The sequence below is a fragment of the Pseudolysinimonas sp. genome, from assembly GCF_051954455.1.
Classification (GTDB): Bacteria; Actinomycetota; Actinomycetes; order Actinomycetales; family Microbacteriaceae; genus Pseudolysinimonas.
This window is the reverse complement of sequence record NZ_JBQCHS010000012.1, coordinates 25143-45965: the sequence shown is the minus strand read 5'-3', so window position 1 is coordinate 45965 and position 20823 is coordinate 25143. Positions and strand designations below refer to the sequence as shown.

Sequence of the window (20823 nt, the reverse complement as noted above, 5' to 3'; positions counted from 1 at the left end):
TCCGATCCGAAAGGCGATCCGTGTCCCCGACCGATCCGTCCGGCACCAGCGGCGAGTTCCGCATCGAGCACGACACCATGGGCGAGGTCCGCGTCCCGAAGGACGCGCTCTACGGCGCCCAGACCCAGCGCGCGGTCGAGAACTTCCCGATCTCGGGCGTCGGGCTCGAGCCCGGCCAGATCGTGGCGCTCGCCCGCATCAAGCGCGCGGCGGCCCTGACCAACAAGGAGATCGGGATCCTCGCGCCGAAGATCGCCGACGCGATCGTCGCGGCCGCGGACGAGGTCATCGGCGGCGCCCACCACGGCGACTTCCCGATCGACACGTTCCAGACCGGCTCGGGCACGAGCTCCAACATGAACATGAACGAGGTGCTCGCGACGCTCGCGACGCGCTCGCTCGGCTCGAACGTCCACCCGAACGACCACGTGAACATGTCGCAGTCGTCGAACGATGTGTTCCCCACCTCCGTGCACGTCGCGGTGACCGGGGCGCTCACCCAGGATCTCGTGCCGGCGCTCGACCATCTCGCCTCGTCGCTCGAGGCGAAGGCCGCCGAGTGGGCGGGGGTCGTCAAGTCGGGCCGCACCCACCTCATGGACGCGACGCCCGTCACCCTCGGGCAGGAGTTCGGCGGCTACGCCCGGCAGATCCGGCTCGCGATCGAGCGGATCGAGGCGGCGCTCCCGCGCGTCGCGGAGGTCCCGCTCGGCGGCACCGCGACCGGCACCGGCATCAACACCCCGCAGGGCTTCTCCGAGCGCGTCATCGCGATCCTCGCGGAGTCGACCGGCCTGCCGATCACGGAGGCCCGCGACCACTTCGAGGCCCAGGGCGCGCGCGACGGACTCGTCGAGGCGTCGGGCGCCCTGCGGGTGCTCGCGGTGTCGCTCATCAAGATCTGCAACGACATCCGCTGGATGGGGTCCGGGCCGAACACCGGCCTCGCCGAGATCCACATCCCCGATCTGCAGCCGGGCTCGTCGATCATGCCGGGCAAGGTCAACCCCGTCATCCCCGAGGCGACGATCATGGTCGCGACGCGGGTGATGGGCAACGACGCGACGATCGCCTGGGCGGGCGCGAGCGGCTCCTTCGAGCTCAACGTGGCGATCCCGGTCATGGGGACGGCGCTGCTCGAGTCGATCCGTCTGCTCAGCAACGCGACCCGGCTCCTCGCCGACAAGACGGTGGACGGGCTGCAGGCGAACGTGGAGCGGGCGCGGGCGCTCGCCGAGTCGTCGCCCTCGATCGTCACGCCGCTGAACAAGCTCATCGGCTACGAGAACGCGGCGAAGATCGCCAAGAACGCGGTCGCCAAGGGCATCACGGTGCGGGAGTCGACCATCGACCTCGGGTTCGTCGAGCGCGGCGAGCTCACCGCCGAGCAGCTCGACGCGGCGCTCGACGTCCTGTCGATGACCCACCCGGGCTGATCCGGCCGATGGCTCGACGGGCGCGGGGCGCGGTGGCGGTGCGGGCGGCCCTGGTCGCCGCGCCCGCCGTTCTCGCGCTGGCGCTCGCGCTCAGCGCGTGCTCCGGCGCTCCGGTGACCGCGGCGTCGACCGCCGCCCGAAGCCCGACTGCGAGCCCCACCCCGACGCTCGCCCCCGCCTCCTGCACGTGGACCGGCGTCCGGCAGGAGCTCGACAGCGGACCGCTCGGCCACCTGGTCGTCCAGCTGACCAACACCAGCCCGGGCACGTGCGTACTCGACGGCGCGCCGACGGTCGCGCTCACCGGCGGCCCCCGGGGTCAGGAGGGCGTCCCGGCCGGCACGGCCGCCGGTCTCCCTGCCGGGCCCGTGGTGGTCCCGCCCGGCGCGAGCGCCTACGCACCCGTGGCCCTCGCGACGACGACCGACGGCGGGATCGCGGGGCACTGCAGCGACTCCCGTCACACCACCCTTCTCGTGACACCGCCCGGTTCTCCCTCGACGGTCTCGATCGACGTCACGCTGCTGCACCCCTGCACGCCGATCGCGGGCTTCGGCTGGACGGCCTACCCCATCCAGGCCGCCATGCCCGCCGCGGCCGCGTTCGGCTGAACCGCGACCACGAGAACGAGCGCGGCGACGTAGCCGGCGAGCAGGAACGGCCCGAACGGGATCCGTGATCCGCGCCCCCGCCGCGCCAGCACGACGGTGCTGACCACGCCCCCGAGGACGAACGCCGCGAACGGCGCGACGATCGCGATCGCGAGCGTCGGAGAGGCGAGCCCGATCACCGCGACGAGCTTGACGTCGCCGAGCCCCATCCCGCCGGCGAGGGCGAGCACGAAGAACAGCGAGGCCAGCGCGGCGGCGGCGAGGAGCGGCGTCCACGGGACGGTGCGCGTGACGACGGCGTGCAGCGCGGCGGCGACGACGCCGACGACGACGCCCGGCAGCGTCATCCGATCGGGCAGCCGGTGCTCGCGAAGATCGACGACCGCGAGCTCCGGGGTGACGGCCGCCAGGTACAGCGCCGGGATCGCGGCTGCGGTGGGCCCGATCGCGACGACCCCGAGGGCCGCGAGCGCGATCGCGAGCGGCAGCTGCCACGCGATCCGTCCCACGAGGGGAAAGTAGCGGGGACGACGGGCCTGGGTGCCCGCCGTCCCCACAGCCGGGAGCCGGTTCAGCTCAGCTCATTGGACTCCAGCAGCTCGGTGACGAGCGCCGCGATGGCGGAGCGCTCCGAGCGGGTCAGCGTGATGTGCCCGAAGAGCGCGTTGCCCTTGAGCGTCTCGATGACGCTCGCGACGCCGTCGTGCCGCCCGACCCGCAGGTTGTCGCGCTGCGCGACGTCGTGGGTGAGCACGACGCGGGAGTTCTGGCCGATGCGCGAGAGCACGGTCAGAAGCACGTTGCGCTCGAGCGACTGCGCCTCGTCGACGATCACGAACGCGTCGTGCAGCGAGCGGCCGCGGATGTGCGTGAGCGGCAGCACCTCGAGGATGCCGCGCTCGACGACCTCCTCGAGGACGTTCTCCGAGACCAGGGCGCCGAGCGTGTCGAAGACCGCCTGGCCCCAGGGATTCATCTTCTCGTCCTTGTCGCCCGGCAGGTAGCCGAGCTCCTGGCCGCCGACGGCGTACAGCGGGCGGAACACCATGATCTTGCGGTGCTGCTGCTTCTCGAGCACCGCCTCGAGCCCCGCGCAGAGCGCGAGGGCGCTCTTGCCGGTGCCGGCGCGGCCGCCCAGCGAGACGATGCCGATCTCGGGATCGAGGAGCATGTCGATCGCGAGCCGCTGCTCCGCGCTGCGACCGTGGAGGCCGAAGACGTCGCGGTCGCCGCGGACGACCTTGAGCATCCCCCGGTCGGCGACCCGGCCGAGGGCCGAGCCGCGGTCCGAGTGGATGACCAGATTCGTGTTGACCGGCAGGTCGGCCACCGCGCGGGTCGAGATCGTCTCGTTGTCGTAGAGCTCGGCCATCTGTTCGCTTGAGAGAGTGAGCTCGGCGGTGCCGGTCCAGCCGGAGTCGACGGCGAGCTCCGCGAGGTACTCCTCGGCGGCGAGACCGATCGAGGCGGCCTTGACGCGCAACGGCAGGTCCTTCGAGACCACCACGACGTCGAGCCCCTCGCTCGCGAGATTCATCGCGACGGCGAGGATGCGCGAGTCGTTGTCGCCCAGCTGCAGCCCCGACGGCAGCACCGACATGTTCGTGTGGTTCAGCTCGACCCGCAGGGTGCCGCCGTCGTCGCCGATCGCGATCGGGAAGTCGAGGCGCTCGTGCTCGACACGGAGGTCGTCGAGCTTGCGGAGCGCCTGCCGCGCGAAGTACCCGATCTCCGGATCGTGCCGCTTGCCCTCCAGCTCGGTGACCACGACGACGGGCAGGACCACCGAGTGCTCCGCGAACCGGAACATCGCGCTCGGGTCGCTCAGGAGCACGGAGGTGTCGAGCACGTAGGTGCGCTCCCCCGTCCGTTGCGGGGTCCGCGCGGGGCGGGCCTGGGTGGATTCGGGCGAGGGCTTGTCGAGCGCGGGCACTCCCACTCCATCCCCGGAAGCGCGACAGGCTTCCGGTCATCTAGCCAAAACGGAGCGGCCGGGGCTCGCGGAGCGAACTTACGTGGCCGCTCCGATCGGACGCCGTGTCCGATGGGGCGAACGTAACCCCGAGCGGCGCGTCCGCGTTCCGCGACACGCACGAGCGCGTGTTGCGATCGTGTGAAGACGAGGTGACGGCTAGACCGTGACCGCGGTCGCGAACGACTGGAGCGCCCCGCGCAGCATCAGGAAGGTCTCCTCCTCGGTCGACGCGTGCGGTGAGAAGCGCACGGTGCCGGCGCGGGTCGTCGCGGAGACGCCGTGGTTGTGGAGCGAGGCGACGAGCGCGGTGAGCTGGTCGTCGGCCGGCCGCACGACGACGATCCCGGCACGCTCCGACTCGGCGCGAGGCGAGACCACCGGCAGGGCGAACTCGTCGGCCAGGTCGATGATCCGGCTCACGTGCTGCGCGATCCGGGCGTTCACCTGCTCGACGCCCACGTCGGCGATCTCCTCGAGGGCGGCCGCGAGGCGGGCTTCGGCGATCGGGTCCGGCGTGCTCACCAGGAACTTGGTCGCCCCGTCCGCCGGCTCGCGGATCTCGTCGAGCGCGGGCCCCTCGCCTCCGTCGCCCGCCGACCCCGACCACACCGGCGTGAGGTGCTCGAGCGCGCGCTCGCTGAGCGCCATGAAGCCCGTCCCCATCCCGGCGCGCGGCCACTTCTGCCCGCCCGCGACCACGACGTCGGCGAGCTGCCAGGGCGCGTCGACGATCCCGAAGCACTGGGTGGCGTCGACGACGAGCAGCCGGTCGCCGATGACCTGGCGGATGCCCTCCAGGTCGGCGAGGAACCCCGTGCGGAAGTCGACCAGGCTGAGCGCGACCGCGACGATCGAGGAGGTCAGCTGCTCGCGCAGGTTGCCGGGCGTGACCCGGCCGTGGTCGGTCTCGATCCAGGTCGGGGTCAGCACGCCGAGCGCCTCGGCCGCGCGGTCGACGGCGTAGGTGATCGCCGGGTAGTCGGCCGGCGAGACGGCGATGCCGCCCGTGATCCCGAACGTGGCGTGCAGGAGGCCGGTGCCGGTGTTCGGCTGGAAGACCACCCGGTCGGCCGGGAAGCCGGTGAGCGTCGCGACGGCATCCCGCATCCGCCGGTCCTGCTCCCGGAGCACCCCGAAGGCGCCGAAGCGGCCGCGGGCGAGGGTCTCGTCGAGGCCGGCGACCTCCTCCCGGACGGCGCGTCCGATCGGTCCGATCCCGGCGAAGTCGAGATAGCCGGGCTCCTCGTCGAAGCGCGCGGCGTAGGCGTCGATGTCCACGCTATTGACCGTAGCGGCGCTCGCGCACCGCGAAGGCGCGGAGGGCGCGGAGGAAGTCGACCTCGCGCAGATCCGGGCCGAGCGCCTCGACGAAGTAGAACTCGCTGTGCGCGCTCTGCCAGAGCATGAAGTCGGAGAGCCGCTGCTCCCCCGAGGTGCGGATGATGAGGTCCGGGTCGGGCTGCCCCTGGGTGTACAGGTTCTCCGCGATGAGCTCCGGGGTGAGGATGTCGGCGAGGTCGTCGATCGTGCCGCCGCCCTTGCCGTGGCTGCGCACGATCTGGCGCATCGCATCCGCGATCTCGCGCCGTCCGCCGTAGCCGACGGCGAGGTTCACGTGCATCCCGGTCTTCTCCACCGTGGCGGTCTCCGCCCACCGCAGGCTCTCGGCGAGCGCGGGTGGCAGGCCCTCGGAGGTGCCGACGTGCTGGATGCGCCAGTCGCCCTCCTCGGCGAGGTCGGTCGCGAGGTCGCCGATGATGACGAAGAGCTGCTCGAGCTCGTCCGACGGCCGCCCCACGAGGTTGTCGGCCGAGAGGAGGTAGAGGGTGACGACCCGGATGCCGAGGCCGTCGCACCAGCGCAGGAACTCGAGCATCTTCGCGGCTCCGGCCCGGTGGCCGTGCGCCGCGGTCTCGAGCGCGCGCTGCCGTGCCCACCGCCGGTTGCCGTCGATGATCATGGCGACGTGATGCGGCAGGGACGCGTCGACCAACGAGCGCCGGAGTCGCGCCTGGTAGAGGCGGTAGAGCAGCCCTCTGCTGGACTCGGTCGGCTCTGCCACGCGTCCACGCTAGTCCGACCCGGCTGTCAGGTTGCTCCCTCTACGCTCGCAGCATGACCGCCCCCACCGCGCCCGCTGCGCCGGCCCCGCCGGCGGACAAGCCGCGCTGGCGGGGATGGATCCACGCGGTCGCCTTCCCGTTCGCGCTCGCGGCGGGGATCGTGCTCATCGGCATCGCGCACGGCGGCCCCGCGAAGGCCGCGTCGGCCGTCTTCATGGCGTCGTCGCTGCTGCTCTTCGGCGTCTCGGCGGTGTACCACCTGCTGCCGGTGCCGTACGAGGCGAAGCCGCGGCTGCGCCGCTTCGACCACTCGAACATCTTCCTGCTCATCGCCGGCACCTACACCCCGCTGTCGATCACGGCGCTCGCCTGGCCGAAGAACCTGATCCTGCTCGCGGTCATCTGGGGCGGCGCCCTGCTCGGGATCGTGTTCCGGGTCTTCTGGCTGGGAGCCCCGCGCTGGCTGTACGTACCGATCTACCTGCTGCTCGGCTGGGCCGCGGTGCTGTTCGCGGGCGACCTCATCGCCTTCGACGGGATGGCGATGCTGCTCATCCTGATCGGCGGCATCGCCTACTCGGCGGGAGCGATCTTCTACGCGCTGAAGCGTCCGAACCCGGTGCCGGGGGTGTTCGGCTTCCACGAGCTGTTCCACTCGTGCACCGTGATCGCGTTCGGGTTCCAGTGGGCCGGGATCCTCCTCGCGGTGCAGCACCCGGTCACGGTCTGAACCGCGCCGGCGATCACCCGTCGGAGCGGGACTCGCCGGTCTCGCCCGCGGCCTGCTCGGCCGCGATGCGCTCGCGGACCTCCGCGCGGTAGTTGACCCGACGCAGCCGCCGGATCATGTCGAGGATCAGCAGGATCACGACCACGCCGATCGCGGCCGTCACGACGAAGCCCCACACGCCCGGGGTGACGGCGGTGTCCGGCACCTTCGACGTCGGCGAGGGGGCGGGCGTCGGCACGGCGGCGAGCCGAGCGGCAAGGGTGTCGAGCAAGGTCGGCCTCTCAGAATCGGGCGGATAGCCTCGTGACAGAGTAAGGGAGCGACCTGTGACCACCGCCTCCGCGGCGAACCTCGACCGCCGCTACGGCCGCACACCCGGCCGGCGCCGACGCGCCGTGGTGCTCGCGGTCGTCGTCGGCGCGGCCGTGCTCGCCGCGGCGATCGCGTGGGTGATTTGGGTCGGGCTGTTCGCCCCCGGCACCGCGATCGACAACCAGGACGTCGGGTACCGCCACGTCGACGCCACGACGATCGCCGTGACGGAGCAGATCTCGACCAACCCCGGCACGGCCGTCACGTGCTCGTTCGAAGCCGTGGACGAGAAGCACGCGATCGTCGGGTGGAAGGTCGTCGACCTCCCCGCGTCGACCGAGCGCACCTACCGCCACACGGAGCGGATCCGAGTCTCGCAGCCTGCTGTGAACGGCAGCGTCGGCGCTTGCTGGGCCGGCAAGGACTGACCTAGGCTTGTCCGACCGCTGACTTCGACTCGAGACCGGCTCCGGCCGGTCTTTCTTGTTGATGCGGCGCCCCAGGAGAATCCGAGGAGCATCATGTCCGACACCGCGGCCACGACGTGGCTGACCCAGGAGTCCTACGACCGGCTGCAGGCCGAGCTCGAAGAGCTGAGCGGTCCGCGGCGCGCCGACATCGTCGAGCGCATCGCCGCGGCACGCGAGGAGGGCGACCTCAAGGAGAACGGCGGCTATCACGCCGCGAAGGACGAGCAGGGACACATCGAGGCCCGCATCCGTCAGCTCACCGAGCTGCTGCGCACCGCGAGCGTCGGGGAGCCCCCGGCGAGCCACGGCGTCGTCGAGGTGGGCACTGTGATCACGGCGAAGATCGCCGGCGACGAGACCAAGTTCCTGCTCGGCAGCCGCGAGGTGGCCGGCGACACGGAACTCGACGTCTACCCCGCGACGAGCCCGCTCGGCCAGGCGATTCTCGGCATGAAGGTCGGCGACACCGGCGCCTACACCGCCCCGAACGGTCGCGAGATCCCGGTCGAGATCGTCGACGTGGAGACGTACCGGGCCTGACCCCGGGACGCCTGCGTCAGCTGCGCAGGACCTCCGGGCGATACCCCGCGGCGCGGAGCCGCTCCAGCACCAGCTGGGCGTGCGCTGTGCCGCGGGTCTCCATGTGGATGTCGATCTGCACCTCGGTGATGAGCAGTCCGTTGCCGTGCCGGGTGTGCAGCACCTCGACGACGTTCGCGTTGGCCTCGGCGATCAGGTCCGCGATCGTCGCGAGTTGGCCCGGGCGGTCCGGCAGCGGGATCCGCACCACCAGGTAGCGCCCCGAGATCGCGAGTCCGCGGCTCACGATGCGCTCCATCACCATCGGGTCGATGTTGCCGCCCGTGAGCAGGAACACGGTCGGGCCGGTCACCCGGAGCCGCCCGGCGAGGGCTGCGGCGACGCCGACCGCGCCGGCCGGCTCGACCACCTGCTTGGTCCGCTCCAGCAGCACCACGAGCGCGGCCGCGGTCTCGTCGTCCGACACCGTCACGATCTGGTCGACCGTTCGCGACACGATCTCGAAGTTGAGCGCGCCCGGGCGCCCCACCGCGATGCCGTCGGCGATGGTCGGCGCCGTCGCGATCGACACCGGCTCCCCCGCGGCCAGAGACGGCGGGTACGAGGCGGCGTTCTGCGACTGGATGCCGATGACGCGCACCTGACGGCCGATCTCGGGCGCGAGCTGCGCGAAGGCCGTCGCGACACCCGCGATGAGACCGCCGCCGCCGATCGGCACCACGACGTTCTCGACGCTCGGCACCTGCTCCAGGATCTCGAACGCCAGGGTGCCCTGGCCGGCCACGATGTCCGGATGGTCGTAGGGCGGGATCATGACCGCGCCCGTGCGCTCGGCGAATTCGAGCGCTGCCACGAGGGTCTCGTCGAACGCCGTGCCGTGCAGCTCGACGTCGGCACCGTAGCCCCGGGTCGCCTCGTACTTCGGCAGGGCCACGCCGATCGGCATGAAGATCGTGGCCCGGATGCCGAGCTCGCGCGCCGCCAGCGCGACGCCCTGCGCGTGGTTGCCCGCGGAGGCCGCGACGACGCCCCGCGCCTTCTCCGCGTCGGTCAGCTGCGAGAGCCGGTTGTACGCGCCGCGGATCTTGTACGAGCCGGTGCGCTGCAGGTTCTCCGTCTTGAGGTGCACGGGATGCCCGAGCAGGTCGCTCAGGAAGTGCGAGTCCTCCATGGGCGTCACCGTCGCGACGGCGCGCACGCGCTCGCGGGCGGCGCGGATGTCGTCGAGCGTCGGCCCCGGCATCACCTGGGGTCGTGGCGCGGTGTCACTGGACAACTCCGGTCTGTCCTCTCCTCGACGACGTCACATCGCGGCGATCGGGGTGCGGGTCGTGCCGCCAGTCGCCGCGGGCGATGTATCCGATCATGACATTGAGGACGGCCACCAGAGGAACCGCGAAGAACGCCCCCGGGATCCCGGCGATGAATCCGGCCGCCGCCACCGAGAGCACGACCGCGACCGGGTGGACCTTGACGGCGCTGCCCATGAGGAACGGCTGCAGCACGTGCCCCTCGATCTGCTGCACCAGGATCACGATCGCGACCATGATGAGCGCCGGGATCGGCCCGAGGTAGACGAGGGCGACGAAGACCGCCAGGGCGCCGGTCAGGACGGCGCCGACCACGGGGATGAAGGAGCCGAGGAACACCGCGATCGCGATCGGCAGTACGAGCGGGAACCCGCCGAACACCAGGCCGAGGATCCAGGCGCCGAGCCCGATGCCCACGGCGTCGATGAAGGCGACGCCGATCTGCACCCGGACGAACGAGGTCAGGGTGACCCAGCCCGCCTCCCCCGCGCCGCGGACCGCGGCCCGCGCCCGGCGCGGGAAGAGCCGCACGACCCAGCCGAAGATCCCGCGACCGTCGATGAGGATGAAGATCATCGAGAACAGCGTGATCAGCAGGCCGGCCAGCACGTGCCCGAACGTGGAGCCGATCGAGAGTGCGCCGGAGAGGATCCCGCTGGAGTCCTTCTGGATCGACTTCCCCGCGTCCTGCAGGTAGCCGTCGATGTCCTTCGACGAGAGGTTGAAAGGGGGCGCCGCCAGGAACGAGCGCAGGTCGGCGATGCGCTCGGTGGTCTGCTTCTGGAGATCCGGGATGCTGCCGCGGACCTGCAGGACGATCAGGGTCACGAGCCCGCCGACGACGACGATCACGCCGACGACGCACAGCACGACGGCGAGCCACTTGGGCCAGTGGTGGCGCTGCAGGAAGTTGGCGGCGGGCACGAGCAGCGCCGCCAGCACGATCGCGACCATGAACGGGATCGCGACGATCTTGAGCGTCACGAAGAGGTAGCAGAACAGGGCGATCGCCCCGGCGACCACGAGGATGCGCCAGGACCACGCGGCGGCGATCCGCATGCCGGGCGCGACGGTCTCGTCGGCGGTCGCCGACACGGGATGACGGGCCTCGCGCGCGTCGCGGGCGCGCTCCGATCGCGTGCGGAAGATCATCCGCTCAGTCTGCCGCCCCGCGGCCGTCGCTCAGCCGCGGCGCGGCACGTCCGCAGTCCGCGTTCAGTCGGCGAGCGGACGCGCGGAGACCGGACGCCCCTTGAACGAGACCTTGACGGCCTGCCCCGGCTCCGGGCGCTCCTGGACGTCGTGCTGCGCGGTGAGGAGGGTGCCGTCGTCGAGGAGCACGCGCGTGCGTCGGAGCGACCCGAGGAAGCTCGTCGTGATGACGGTGCCCGCGATGCGCCCCGCGCCGTAGAGGACGTCCTCCGGGCGGATGAACGCCTCCACGGGACCGTCGGGCTGCACGTCGCCGAGCAGCTCGAACTGGGTGCCCATCACGTGCACGACGCCGTTCCTGATCTCGCCGCGGACGCGGTTCGAGAGCCCGACGAAGTCGGCCACGAACGGCGAGGCGGGGGTGCGGTACAGCTCCTCCGGCGCGCCGATCTGCTCGATGTCGCCCTGGCTCATCACGGCGACGCGGTCGGCGACGGCGAGCGCCTCCTCCTGGTCGTGCGTGACGAACAGCGTCGTGATGCCGAGCTCGGTCTGGATGCGGCGGATCTCGTCGCGCAGCTGCACGCGCACCTTGGCGTCGAGAGCCGACAGCGGCTCGTCGAGGAGGAGCACGCGGGGCCGGGTGACGAGCGCACGGGCGAGCGCGACGCGCTGCTGCTGACCGCCGGAGAGCTGGTGCGCGAAGCGGCCGCCGAGGTGGCCGAGTCCCACCATCTCGAGCGCCTCAGCGACGCGGCGCTTGCGGTCCTCCCCCACCACCTTGCGCATCTCGAGCCCGAAGGCGACGTTCTGCGCGACCGTCATGTGCGGGAACAGGGAGTAAGACTGGAACACCATGCCGATGTCGCGCTTGTCGACCGGCACGTTCGCGACGTCCTGACCGTCGATGCGGATCGCGCCGCTCGTGATCTGCTCGAGGCCCGAGAGCGACCGGAGCACGGTGGTCTTGCCGCATCCCGAGGGTCCGAGGAGCGCGACGAACTCGCCCGGCTGCATGGTGAGGTTCACGCCGGTGAGCGCGCGGCTCGATCCGTAATCCTTGACGACGTCGACGAGCTCGACGGTCGCACCGGGGTGCGAGACGTACTGCTGCATCGAGTCGGTGGAGATGTCGATGGTGCTCATGGGGTCAGTCCTTGTTCCGGGGGCGGATCGCACCGAACCGCCCGATGATGAGGAGGATCACGAAGCCGAACAGCAGCGCGAGCAGCGAGAAGATGACTGCCACGTACGGGTCGCCGGACCGGACCTGCACGAGGCCGGTCTGGAACGTGGTCCGCCCGAGAAAGGTCGCGATCGTGTACTCGCCGAGCACGACCGTGATCGTGATGAACGCCGCCGCGACGATGCCGCGGCGGAGGTTCGGCAGGATGATCCGCCACATGATGGTGAGGTAGCCGGCGCCGAGCGAGCGGCCGGCCTCGGTGAGCGTGCGCACGTCGACACCGGCGATGTTCACGGCGACCGGCCGGTACGCGTACGGCAGCGCGATGACGCCGATCGCGAAGGCCAGCGTCCACGCGTCGGAGCCGAGCAGCCGCGCGACCACGGAGTAGGTCGGGATGAGGCCGACCACCAGCACGATCGTCGGGATCGTCACCGGCACGAGGCAGACGAACTCCATGACGCGCCGGAGCCTCGGGTAGCGCATCTCGATGAGCACCATGGTCGGCACCATGAGCACCAGGATGATGGCCGCCGTGATGACGCAGAGGATGAGGGAGTTCTGGATGCCCTGGAACAGGACGTCGTAGTTGTACTCGAGCTCGGGGTTGAACAAGTCGAGGTAGTGCCCGACCGTGTAGCCCCCGCCGTTCGCGCGGAACGTGAAGATCAGCATCGCCGCGATCGGGAGGAGGAAGAGCACCCCGACGATCGCGAGGATCACCACGGCCGTCGCGCGCGATGGGGGCGCTCCGAAGCGCGGCGCGCGACCCGCCCGGCGGGTGACGAGGGGTTCGGCCGCGGGGCCGGCCTGGATCGGCGTGAGCACCCGATCCGGGGCGGCCGAGGTCGGCCGCTCGGTCGTGGTCATCGGTCCTCCCACCTCGCGGCGCGGCGCTGCAGCACGCCGTAGACGGACATCAGGACGATCATCACGACCACCATCGCGAGGGCGAGCGAGCCGGCCTCGTTGGCGTGGCCGAGCACGGTCTCGCTGGTCGACGCGCGGAAGATGTCGAGCGAGATGAGCCCGCCCTGGCTGATCAGCGCCGCGGCGGTCGCGAACGACGAGAACGAGTTCGCGAAGAGCAGGATCGCGCAGCCGAAGAAGGCGGGCGCGAGCACCGGGATCCCGACCCGGCGCCAGTACGTCCAGCGGGTGCCGCCGAGCGTCGCGACGGCTTCGCCCCAGGCGGGCTTCAGGGCCTCCATCGCGGGCATGAAGGTCAGCACCATGAGCGGGATCTGGAAGAACAGGTAGACCGGCACGAGGCCCGGCACCGTGTAGAGCGGCGAGCTGAACGTGCCGTCGCCGGCGATGCCGTTCAGGATGACGTAGAGGATGCCGGTGTTGCCCATCGTCGCGACGAAGGCGAATGCGAGCATGACGCCGCCGAACTGGGCGAGGACGCTGGAGGCCGAGCCGACGATCGTCCGCAGCCAGCCGTCCGGCCGCATCGACAGCAGCGCGTAGCAGATGATCGCGCCGACGATCGCGCCGACGACGGCGGTGACGGCGGAGAGCCCGATCGAGCCGACGATGTCCTTCTGGGTCGTCGGGTTCGCGAAGGTCGCGAAGTTGGCGAGGGTGAACGCGCCGTCCTCGGTGAAGAACCCGCTCGCGATCGCGAGAACCGCGGGGATCGCGAGGAACAGCAGTGCGTAGATCGTGAAGGGCGCGAGCCCGATCCATCCGACTCCGAGGCGCGCGCCGCGGCGCCGAGGAGTGACCCCGGCGCCGCGGCTCTCTGCCGTGGAGTCCCGTGCGAATGCGGTCATCAGCCGATCGCGGCGGCCCACTCGGACGTGAGCAGAGCCGAGGCCTTGGCGGCGTTGTCGGCGTCGAGCTGCACGAAGTCGGACGGGGCGTCGCCGACCTTCTTGAGCACCGAGGTGTCGACGGTGCCGTCCTTCTTCATGGCCGGGAGCATCGCCGGGTAGGCGCCCGCAGCGAGGTACAGGTTCTGCACCTCGGGCGAGTAGAGGTACTCCTCCCAGAGCCGCGCGGCGGCCGGGTTGGGCGCGTCCGCGTTGATGGCCTGGTTGTAATAGCTGCCGAAGCCGGTGCCGGGCAGGACCACGGTCTTCCAGTTGGGGTTTCCCTGGCTGCCGGCCGCGGGGCCCCAGCCGACGTTGTTGAACGACCACTGGATGACGACCGGCGTCTCCCCCGAGGCGACCGTCGCCTGTGTGGGAAGTGTGCCGAGGTAGTTGCCGGCCTGCTTCAGCTTGTGGAAGAAGTCGATGCCGGGCTGGATGTCGCTGACCGAGCCGCCCGACTGCAGTGCCGCCATGGTGACGGCCGACAGGGCCTCGTTCGCCTGGGTCGGGTCGCCCTTGATGGCGACCTTGTTCTTGAACTGCGGCTGAAGCAGGTCGTCGAGCTTCTTGATGCCCTTCGGGAACACCTTGCTGTCGTAGCCGATCGACATCAGGCCGGTGTAGTCGTAGATCCACTTGCTGTCGGTGGAGTCCTTCCAGTCGTCCTGGACCTTGCTCCAGTTCTGCACCTGGTAGGGCGCCAGCAGGTCGAGGTTCTGGTTCATGACGGCCGTGCCAAGGTCGAAGACGTCGGGAGCGGTCGACTGGCCCTTCTGCGACTTCGCGGCGGTGACCTCGTCGGCCGACGAGCCGTCGGGGTTCTCCGAGTTGATCTTGATCTGCGGGTACTTCTTCTCGAAGCCGGCGATGATCTTGCCGTAGTTGGCCCACGACGGCGGGAGGGTGATCACGTTGAGGTGACCCTCCTTCTTGGCAGCGGCCTCGAGGCCCGCCATGCCGCCGAAGTCCTTGGCCGACTTGGCCGTGAGCGCCTGCTCGTGGGTGAGGGTCGTGACACTGCCGCCGGAGCCGGCGGACGTGCCCGAGGCGCAGCCGGCCAGGGCGACGACTGCGGTCGCCGAGAGGGCGACAGCGGCGAGGAACCGCTTCTTCATGGGGGAGTCCTTCTGTTCGAGGTGTTCGGGAACTCCGCAACAGTGGGCGGGACGGGTGACCGGCTGGCCCCCTCGACGTGAACGTCAGTCGAACGACGAGAGCGTCTTCTGCGCGACCCCGAGGGAGATCGTCATCCCGACCCCGCTCGTGATCGACACGGCCGTGACGCCGGGCCCCGCCTCCGCAACCAGGTAGGGCTGGCGTGGGCTCGAGGCGTAGACCCCCTGCCAGCGCTGGACGACCCGCAGCTCGGTGCCGAGGATCCGACCGATCTCGTCGAGCAGGACGCGGCTCGTCGACTCCTCGGTGAACGGATCCATCGTCGCGCCGTAGCGGTGCGAGTCGCCGACGACGAGGGTGCCGTCGGGTCGCTGGGTGAACATGACGTTCGCCCCGATGCCGACGAGCTCGGGGTGACTCGCCGCCATCTCGGCGCGGAGGGCCTCGGCGGCGGCGGTCTCCGCGAAGGCCGGATAGCGCAGCATCGAGGTGCCGGTCAGCACGGCCGGGGCGATGCGGATGCCGCGGGGCGCCTCCACGAGCGCCATCTGCAGCCCGCAGCGCTCCACCTCCCCGGCGGCCGCGAGCTCCGGGAACACGTGGTCGAGATCGTGCCCGACGCACACGATGGTGCGGGCGGCGCGGATCTCGCCGCGGGTGGTGCGCACGACGCCGTCCTCCGCTCCGAGGAACGCGGTCCCCCAGCGGAACTCGACGCCGGGCTGGTCGGCGAGCCACGCGGCGAGCGCGCCCACCGCCTCGCGCGGGTCGACGCGCAGGTCGTCCCGCAGGAACGCGCCGCCGACGATCGCCGGGTCGGCGGGCTCCCCCAGGTGCTCGCGGACCTCGGCGGCGGTGAGGAGCGCGACCTGGCCGGCGTCCCGGCTCGCCGACAGCTCCTCGAGCACCGCCGCCTCGGCGGCCGTGCGCGCGACGGCGAGGCCGCCCGTCTCGCGCACGAACATGCCCGCGAGCGCGCCGTACTGCAGCCACTTGCCGCGGGCGATCCGGGCGAGCTCCAGCAGCTCGCCGCTCTGGGCGGTCACGCAGGCGTGCCCGAAATTGCGGACGGACGCGCCCACCGCGCGGATGTCGCGCTCGATCACGGTCACGCGCAAGCCGCGCTCGTGCGCGGCGATCGCGTGGGCGAGGCCCGCGATCCCGGCGCCGACGACGAGGACATCGGTCTCGGAGCTCACCCTGCGATGCTGGCCCGGCGGCAGGAGCCGGAGCCGCCCGAACGCCGCCGCGTCGCCGGATGTTCACCGGCCGGACGCCGACCGCGGCCAGGATCGGGACGTGATCGACCTCGTGGCCCTCGACATGGCCGGTACCACCATCGACGACCACGGCTCCGTGTACGTGGCCCTGCAGCGCTGCGTCGAGGAGACCGGCGCGACCGTCGCGACGGAGGACCTCCAGCGCTGGATGGGCACCGACAAGACCGAGGCGATCGGGGCGCTCATGCGGCTCGGCGGGGCCGACCCGACCACCGCCTCCGTCGAGGCGGCCTTCGGGCGGTTCCATGCGATCCTCGCCGAGCTGTACCGCGAGCAGCCGCCCGTCGCCCTGCCGGGCGTCGAGGACGCCCTGCGCACGCTGCGGGACCGCGGCGTGCGCATCGCCCTGACCACCGGATTCGACGACGACGTCGCGCTGCCGCTGCTCGAGGCGCTCGGCTGGCACAGCGGCGTCGACGGCCTCCTCGACGCGGTCGTCACCACCTCCGATGTCACGGCGGGCCGGCCGGCGCCCTACCTGATCCACCACGCCATGGAGTTGACCGGCGTCACCGACGTGCGGCGCGTGATCGCCGCCGGCGACACGGTCGTCGACGTGCAGGCGGCCACGAATGCGGGCGTCATCGCCGTCGCGGTGCTGACCGGCGCCCTCGCACGCGAGGACTTCGAGGGCCAGCCCTACGACCACCTCCTCGACTCGGTCGCCGACATCCCGCATCTGGACGCCGCCCGCGCGTAACCCGGATCCCGGCTCACGCCGTCAGCCCGCCCGCCGGTCCGTGCGATCAGTCGCACGTGCGGGCGGGATTCCGCGCGCCGGTGCGATTCGTCGCACGCGCGACGAGTCGCGGCTCGATGGCGCGGAGCAGGGGCGCGGAACGAATCGGGTGTCGGTCGGGCGGGCCAGGATGAGGGGGTGCCGGATTCCCTCTCGCCCGCCGCGGCGCGTCGCGTCCTCCTCGCGGCGCAGGGGTTCGGCGCGCGGCCCACGACCGCCGGGACCCGGCAGCTCAACCTGCTGCTCGGCAGGCTCCGGCTCCTGCAGCTCGACTCGGTCAATGTGTTCGACCGGAGCCATTACCTCCCGGTCCTCGCCCGCCTCGGCGTCTACGACAAGACCCTGCTCGACCGGCTGACCTTCGCCCGCCGCTCCGCCTACACCGAGCAATGGGCGCACGAGGCGGCGATCGTGCCGGTCGCCGACTGGCCGCTCTTCGCGTGGCGACGCGAGGCGTTCCGGGCGAAGCACGCGGACTGGCTCCGCGACAACGCGGCGACCCTCGCCTGGCTGCGGTCCGAGCTCGCCGAGAAGGGCCCCCTGACCTCGGGCGCCCTCCAGGACGAGGAGAGCGCGCGCAGCACGCCCTGGTGGGGCTGGTCGTCGACCAAGCAGGGCCTCGAGATGCTGTTCCGCAGCGGCGACCTCGCGATCGCGGGGCGCACCCGCTTCCAGCGGCTCTACGCGCCCGCCGAGACCGTCATCCCGCCGGACCTGCTCGAGACGCAAGTGGATCGCACCGACGCCGTACGGGAGCTCGTGCGGCGGTCGGCGGCGGCGCTCGGCATCGGCACGGTCGGCGACCTCGCCGACTATTACCGGCTCTACGTCGACGACACCAAGCGCGCGGTCCGGGACCTCGTCGACGCGGGCGAGCTGCGCGAGGTCGCGGTGCCGGGCTGGCCGGCGCGCGCCTACCTGCATCGCGACGCCCGTATCCCCCGCCGGATCGAGGCGGCCGCGCTGCTGTCGCCGTTCGATCCGATCGTGTGGGACCGCGACCGGGCGCTGCGGATGTTCGGATTCCACTACCGCATCGAGATCTACACCCCCGCGCCGAAGCGGCGCTTCGGCTACTACACGCTTCCGGTGCTCGTCGACGAGGCGCTCGTCGGGCGCGTCGACCTCAAGAGCGATCGCCAACGCGGCGTGCTGCGGGTGCAGTCCGCGTGGCGCGAGGGCGACGCCGCGGTCACGACCGTCGATCGGGTGGCGCTCGCCGTCCGGGATGCGACGGGATGGCAGGGCCTGCCCGAGATCGAGGTGGTCGGCCGCGGCGACCTGGCCCGCGAGCTCGCGGCCGAACTCGGGGTGCCGCTCCTCGACCCGCCGGACGCCGCGGCAGCGTGACCGTGGCGTCGCCGCAGACCCTCGAGCCGGAGGACCGCCGCGCCGCGGCGGCGTGGGCCGCCGACTGCGCGGAGCGCGTGCTGCCGCTCTTCGAAATCGAGGCGCCGGACGACGACCGCCCGCGCAACGCGATCGCCCGAGCACGGGCCTACGCGCGCGGCGAGCTCGATGCGGCCGGACAGATCCGTCGCCGCTTCGAGGCCGGGCGCGCCGCCGGCTCCGCGCGCTCGGGCGCCGGGGTCGCCGCAGCGCGGAGCGCGGCGCAGGCGTCGGGCGTCGCTCACATGGGGGCGCACGCGCTCGGGGCTGCCGCCTACGCGGTGCGCGCCGTCGGGCTCGCGGCCCAGGACCCCGCAGCGGCCGCGGCGGCGGAGGTCGCGGCGCAGCTGGCGCTGCTCACGCCGGATGCGCGCGCGGCGCTCGCCCGGCTCCCCCGCGTCGGCAAGGACATCGCCGGCCCGCTCGGGCCGGGGCTCCTGGGCTCCGGGGAACTCGCGGCGATCATCCGGGAGCTGCAGGACGGGATCGCGGGGGGCTGAGGTCTCGATACGCCGCCGGGGGCGGCTACTCGACCCACCGGGGTCAGAGGCGGGTGGCGTTCTTCTCGAGGCGCGCGATGCGGTCCGGGATCGGCGGGTGGGTCGAGAACAGGCGCGACATGAAGCCGGGCTTGTCGGGGTTCGAGATCCACAGGTGGGACATGCTCGAGGTGGTCCGACGGACCGGCCGGAAGCCCGCCTGCAGCTTGGCGAGGGCCGACTCCAGCCCCTCCGGGTCGCGGGTCGTCAGGGCGCTCGACGCGTCGGCGAGGTACTCGCGCTGGCGCGAGATGGCGGCCTGCACCACCGCGGCGACGATCGGCGCCAGGATCGCGGCGACGAGCCCGATGACCAGCACGACGATGAGCGCCGGGCCGCCGAGGTTGTTGTTGCGGCTGCGGCCGCCGAACAGCAGGAACCGGAACACGAGGTCGGAGATGAGACCGATGGCGACGACGAGGCCGAACACGACCAGCGAGACGCGGATGTCGTAGTTCTTGACATGCCCCATCTCGTGCGCCATGACGCCCTCGAGCTCACGGTCGGTCATGATGTCGAGCAGCCCCGTGGTCGCGGCGACCGACGCCGTCTTGGGGTCGCGGCCGGTCGCGAACGCGTTCGGAGCCGGGTCGGCGATGACGTAGACCTTCGGCATCGGCAGGCCCTCCGTGATCGCGAGGTTCTCGACGATCCGGTAGAGCCGCGGGTTGTCGGCCTTGGTGGTGGGGCGCGCGCCGCTGATCGACAGCGCCTGCGCCGACGCGAAGAAGTACTGGAACACCGCGTACGCGGTGGCGATCACGAACACGACGATCGCGATCGACCAGCTGTTCAGCAGCAGCGCGGCGAGCACGCCGAGACCGCCGATGATCACGAGGAAGATCGCGATGATCAGGATCGTGTTGCGCTTGTTCGCGGCGATCGCGGAGTACATAGGCCGTCAGTTCGTCGTGGGAGGGGTTCGCTGCGCCCGCGCGGCGGGTTACTCGACCGGCGGGGTCAGAACTGGACGCGCGGCGGCTCGGCGATGGCCGACGGCTCGTCGACCTCGAAGAACTCGCGCTCGTGGAAGCCGAGACCGCGCACGAACAGGGTGTTCGGGAACACCTTGATCTTCGTGTTGAGCTCGCGGACCCCGCCGTTGTAGAAGCGCCGCGAGGCCTGGATCTTGTCCTCGGTGTCGACGAGCTCGGCTTGCAGCTGCAGGAAGTTCTGGCTCGCCTGGAGCTGCGGGTACGCCTCCGCGACCGCGAAGATCGACTTCAGAGCCGACTGCATCTGGTTCTCGGCCTTGCCGGCCTCCGCGGGTCCCTGCGCCGACAGCGTCGCCGCGCGCGCCTCGGTGACCTTCTGGAAGACCCCGGATTCGTGGGATGCGTAGCCCTTGACGGTCTCGATGAGGTTCGGGATCAGGTCGGCTCGCCGCTTCAGCTGGACCGTGATGTCGCTCCACGCCTCGTCGACGCGGACGTTCATCCTGACGAGTCCGTTGTAGGTGGCCCAGAGGTAGATCCCGATGATCAGCACGATGGCCACGATCACGACGATCAAGATGATGAGTCCGGCAGACATGCCCACATGGTAGGCGACACCGCCGTCGGCCGCCTATGCGCGCGCCTACCCTTGTCCGGGTGACTGCTGCGAGCGACGCCCTCGACCGACTCACCGCGATCGTGCCCGACTTCCCGGAGCCCGGGATCGTGTTCCGCGACCTGACGCCCGTGCTCGCGGACCCGGTGGCGCTGCGCGCGGTGGCGACCGAGCTGGCCGCGGCGGCCGAGGGGCCGTTCGACGCGATCGCGGGCGTCGAGGCGCGGGGGTTCGCGCTGGCCGCCGCCGCGGCGGCCGTGAGCGACACGGGGCTCGTGCTGATCCGCAAGGCGGGCAAGCTGCCACGCCCGGTCTTCGCGCGCGACTACGCGCTGGAGTACGGGACCGCGACGCTCGAGCTGCACCGCGACGAGCTCCCGGCGGGGTCGCGGGTGCTGCTGGTGGACGACGTGCTCGCGACCGGCGGGACGCTGGGGGCCGCGCTCGGCCTCCTCGCCGACGCGTCGCTCGAGGTCGTGGGCGTCTCCGTCGCGCTGGAGCTCGCGGCGCTCGGCGGGCGGGCGCGGCTCGGGCGCCACGACGTGCGCGCGATCTCGGTGGTCGAGTAGCCGCGCAGCGGCGTATCGAGACCCTCATGCGCAAA

The 20823-nt window shown here is 71.6% G+C and carries 23 protein-coding genes; 9 read left to right on the top strand and 14 right to left on the bottom strand.

Annotation, left to right across the window (positions count from 1 at the left end; genetic code table 11):
* Positions 1-20: 20 nt before the first annotated feature.
* The gene (locus tag ACTHM3_RS04175; RefSeq protein ID WP_440404835.1) at positions 21-1436 is read left to right on the top strand and encodes a class II fumarate hydratase; all 1416 of its coding nucleotides are present in this window, start codon (positions 21-23) and stop codon (positions 1434-1436) included.
* Between the two features lie 8 nt (positions 1437-1444).
* Complete coding sequence (locus ACTHM3_RS04170) at positions 1445-2047, top strand: DUF4232 domain-containing protein (RefSeq protein WP_440404834.1); 603 nt, start codon at positions 1445-1447, stop codon at positions 2045-2047.
* Here the strand turns inward: ACTHM3_RS04170 and ACTHM3_RS04165 are convergent.
* The 4 genes from ACTHM3_RS04165 to ACTHM3_RS04150 all read right to left on the bottom strand — a co-directional run bounded on the left by ACTHM3_RS04165 (position 2002) and on the right by ACTHM3_RS04150 (position 6084).
* A complete protein-coding gene (locus ACTHM3_RS04165) occupies positions 2002-2556 on the bottom strand; it encodes a prepilin peptidase (protein WP_440404833.1) in 555 nt (184 codons plus the stop codon). The two genes, ACTHM3_RS04170 and ACTHM3_RS04165, sit on opposite strands and share 46 nt — an antisense overlap.
* A gap of 62 nt (positions 2557-2618) precedes the next feature.
* Positions 2619-3896, bottom strand: coding sequence for a PhoH family protein (locus ACTHM3_RS04160; RefSeq protein ID WP_440404962.1), 1278 nt, complete (start codon positions 3894-3896; stop codon positions 2619-2621).
* Positions 3897-4178: 282 nt separating this feature from the next.
* Entirely contained in the window at positions 4179-5300 is a 1122-nt protein-coding gene (locus ACTHM3_RS04155) for an aminotransferase class V-fold PLP-dependent enzyme (RefSeq protein ID WP_440404832.1), read from the bottom strand.
* Between the two features lies 1 nt (position 5301).
* A complete protein-coding gene (locus ACTHM3_RS04150; protein ID WP_440404831.1) occupies positions 5302-6084 on the bottom strand; it encodes an isoprenyl transferase in 783 nt (260 codons plus the stop codon).
* A gap of 53 nt (positions 6085-6137) precedes the next feature.
* Here ACTHM3_RS04150 and trhA point away from each other — a divergent pair, with 53 nt between their 5' ends.
* Positions 6138-6815 (top strand): PAQR family membrane homeostasis protein TrhA, encoded by a 678-nt coding sequence (gene trhA, locus ACTHM3_RS04145; protein ID WP_440404830.1) that lies wholly within the window; start codon positions 6138-6140, stop codon positions 6813-6815.
* Positions 6816-6828: 13 nt separating this feature from the next.
* On the opposite strand, the gene ACTHM3_RS04140 is transcribed toward trhA, so the two are convergent.
* The gene (locus ACTHM3_RS04140) at positions 6829-7086 is read right to left on the bottom strand and encodes a hypothetical protein (RefSeq protein ID WP_440404829.1); all 258 of its coding nucleotides are present in this window, start codon (positions 7084-7086) and stop codon (positions 6829-6831) included.
* Positions 7087-7141: 55 nt separating this feature from the next.
* Between ACTHM3_RS04140 and ACTHM3_RS04135 the strand changes: the two genes are divergently transcribed.
* Together ACTHM3_RS04135 and greA are read left to right on the top strand one after the other, a co-directional pair.
* Positions 7142-7555, top strand: coding sequence for a DUF4307 domain-containing protein (locus tag ACTHM3_RS04135; RefSeq protein WP_440404828.1), 414 nt, complete (start codon positions 7142-7144; stop codon positions 7553-7555).
* Positions 7556-7648: 93 nt separating this feature from the next.
* On the top strand, positions 7649-8137 hold the full coding sequence (gene greA / locus ACTHM3_RS04130; RefSeq protein WP_440404827.1) for a transcription elongation factor GreA: 489 nt from the start codon (positions 7649-7651) through the stop codon (positions 8135-8137).
* A 16-nt stretch (positions 8138-8153) separates the two neighbouring features.
* Here the strand turns inward: greA and ilvA are convergent, their stop codons facing one another.
* The 7 genes from ilvA to ACTHM3_RS04095 form a co-directional block, all read right to left on the bottom strand.
* Positions 8154-9380, bottom strand: a complete 1227-nt coding sequence (gene ilvA / locus ACTHM3_RS04125; protein WP_440404961.1) for a threonine ammonia-lyase — start codon at positions 9378-9380, stop codon at positions 8154-8156.
* A gap of 22 nt (positions 9381-9402) precedes the next feature.
* A complete protein-coding gene (locus tag ACTHM3_RS04120) occupies positions 9403-10599 on the bottom strand; it encodes an AI-2E family transporter (RefSeq protein WP_440404826.1) in 1197 nt (398 codons plus the stop codon).
* 63 nt (positions 10600-10662) lie between these two features.
* The gene (locus ACTHM3_RS04115; RefSeq protein ID WP_440404825.1) at positions 10663-11745 is read right to left on the bottom strand and encodes an ABC transporter ATP-binding protein; all 1083 of its coding nucleotides are present in this window, start codon (positions 11743-11745) and stop codon (positions 10663-10665) included.
* Positions 11746-11749: 4 nt separating this feature from the next.
* A complete protein-coding gene (locus tag ACTHM3_RS04110) occupies positions 11750-12655 on the bottom strand; it encodes an ABC transporter permease (protein ID WP_440404824.1) in 906 nt (301 codons plus the stop codon).
* Entirely contained in the window at positions 12652-13563 is a 912-nt protein-coding gene (locus tag ACTHM3_RS04105; RefSeq protein WP_440404823.1) for an ABC transporter permease, read from the bottom strand. Before ACTHM3_RS04105 ends, ACTHM3_RS04110 begins: the two co-directional genes overlap by 4 nt.
* Entirely contained in the window at positions 13563-14720 is a 1158-nt protein-coding gene (locus tag ACTHM3_RS04100) for an ABC transporter substrate-binding protein (protein WP_440404822.1), read from the bottom strand. Before ACTHM3_RS04100 ends, ACTHM3_RS04105 begins: the two co-directional genes overlap by 1 nt.
* An 84-nt stretch (positions 14721-14804) precedes the next feature.
* Positions 14805-15920, bottom strand: coding sequence for a TIGR03364 family FAD-dependent oxidoreductase (locus tag ACTHM3_RS04095; RefSeq protein WP_440404821.1), 1116 nt, complete (start codon positions 15918-15920; stop codon positions 14805-14807).
* A gap of 100 nt (positions 15921-16020) precedes the next feature.
* Here ACTHM3_RS04095 and ACTHM3_RS04090 point away from each other — a divergent pair, with 100 nt between their 5' ends.
* The 3 genes from ACTHM3_RS04090 (at position 16021) to ACTHM3_RS04080 (ending at position 18629) form a co-directional block, all read left to right on the top strand.
* A complete protein-coding gene (locus ACTHM3_RS04090) occupies positions 16021-16701 on the top strand; it encodes a phosphonatase-like hydrolase (RefSeq protein ID WP_440404820.1) in 681 nt (226 codons plus the stop codon).
* A 177-nt stretch (positions 16702-16878) separates the two neighbouring features.
* Positions 16879-18090, top strand: coding sequence for a winged helix-turn-helix domain-containing protein (locus ACTHM3_RS04085; RefSeq protein ID WP_440404819.1), 1212 nt, complete (start codon positions 16879-16881; stop codon positions 18088-18090).
* Complete coding sequence (locus tag ACTHM3_RS04080; protein ID WP_440404818.1) at positions 18087-18629, top strand: putative immunity protein; 543 nt, start codon at positions 18087-18089, stop codon at positions 18627-18629. Before ACTHM3_RS04085 ends, ACTHM3_RS04080 begins: the two co-directional genes overlap by 4 nt.
* 43 nt (positions 18630-18672) lie before the next feature.
* Here the strand turns inward: ACTHM3_RS04080 and ACTHM3_RS04075 are convergent, their stop codons facing one another.
* Positions 18673-19563 (bottom strand): M48 family metallopeptidase, encoded by an 891-nt coding sequence (locus ACTHM3_RS04075; protein WP_440404817.1) that lies wholly within the window; start codon positions 19561-19563, stop codon positions 18673-18675.
* A 65-nt stretch (positions 19564-19628) separates the two neighbouring features.
* Positions 19629-20201: a LemA family protein gene (locus ACTHM3_RS04070; RefSeq protein WP_440404816.1), complete on the bottom strand. Its 573-nt coding sequence runs from the start codon at positions 20199-20201 to the stop codon at positions 19629-19631.
* A gap of 35 nt (positions 20202-20236) precedes the next feature.
* On the opposite strand from ACTHM3_RS04070, the gene ACTHM3_RS04065 reads away from it, so the two are divergent.
* Positions 20237-20788 (top strand): adenine phosphoribosyltransferase, encoded by a 552-nt coding sequence (locus ACTHM3_RS04065; RefSeq protein ID WP_440404815.1) that lies wholly within the window; start codon positions 20237-20239, stop codon positions 20786-20788.
* Positions 20789-20823 lie beyond the last annotated feature (35 nt).

Excerpts from the sequence above, each read along its gene's own strand:
- trhA (WP_440404830.1), top strand. The coding sequence starts at position 6,138 with ATGACCGCCCCCACCGCGCCCGCTGCGCCGGCCCCGCCGGCGGACAAG.
- ACTHM3_RS04110 (WP_440404824.1), bottom strand. The coding sequence starts at position 12,655 with ATGACCACGACCGAGCGGCCGACCTCGGCCGCCCCGGATCGGGTGCTC.
- ACTHM3_RS04115 (WP_440404825.1), bottom strand. The coding sequence starts at position 11,745 with ATGAGCACCATCGACATCTCCACCGACTCGATGCAGCAGTACGTCTCG.
- ACTHM3_RS04105 (WP_440404823.1), bottom strand. The coding sequence starts at position 13,563 with ATGACCGCATTCGCACGGGACTCCACGGCAGAGAGCCGCGGCGCCGGG.
- ACTHM3_RS04100 (WP_440404822.1), bottom strand. The coding sequence starts at position 14,720 with ATGAAGAAGCGGTTCCTCGCCGCTGTCGCCCTCTCGGCGACCGCAGTC.
- ACTHM3_RS04065 (WP_440404815.1), top strand. The coding sequence starts at position 20,237 with ATGCGCGCGCCTACCCTTGTCCGGGTGACTGCTGCGAGCGACGCCCTC.
- greA (WP_440404827.1), top strand. The coding sequence starts at position 7,649 with ATGTCCGACACCGCGGCCACGACGTGGCTGACCCAGGAGTCCTACGAC.
- ACTHM3_RS04075 (WP_440404817.1), bottom strand. The coding sequence starts at position 19,563 with ATGTACTCCGCGATCGCCGCGAACAAGCGCAACACGATCCTGATCATC.
- ACTHM3_RS04120 (WP_440404826.1), bottom strand. The coding sequence starts at position 10,599 with ATGATCTTCCGCACGCGATCGGAGCGCGCCCGCGACGCGCGCGAGGCC.
- ACTHM3_RS04070 (WP_440404816.1), bottom strand. The coding sequence starts at position 20,201 with ATGTCTGCCGGACTCATCATCTTGATCGTCGTGATCGTGGCCATCGTG.
- ilvA (WP_440404961.1), bottom strand. The coding sequence starts at position 9,380 with ATGCCGGGGCCGACGCTCGACGACATCCGCGCCGCCCGCGAGCGCGTG.
- ACTHM3_RS04170 (WP_440404834.1), top strand. The coding sequence starts at position 1,445 with ATGGCTCGACGGGCGCGGGGCGCGGTGGCGGTGCGGGCGGCCCTGGTC.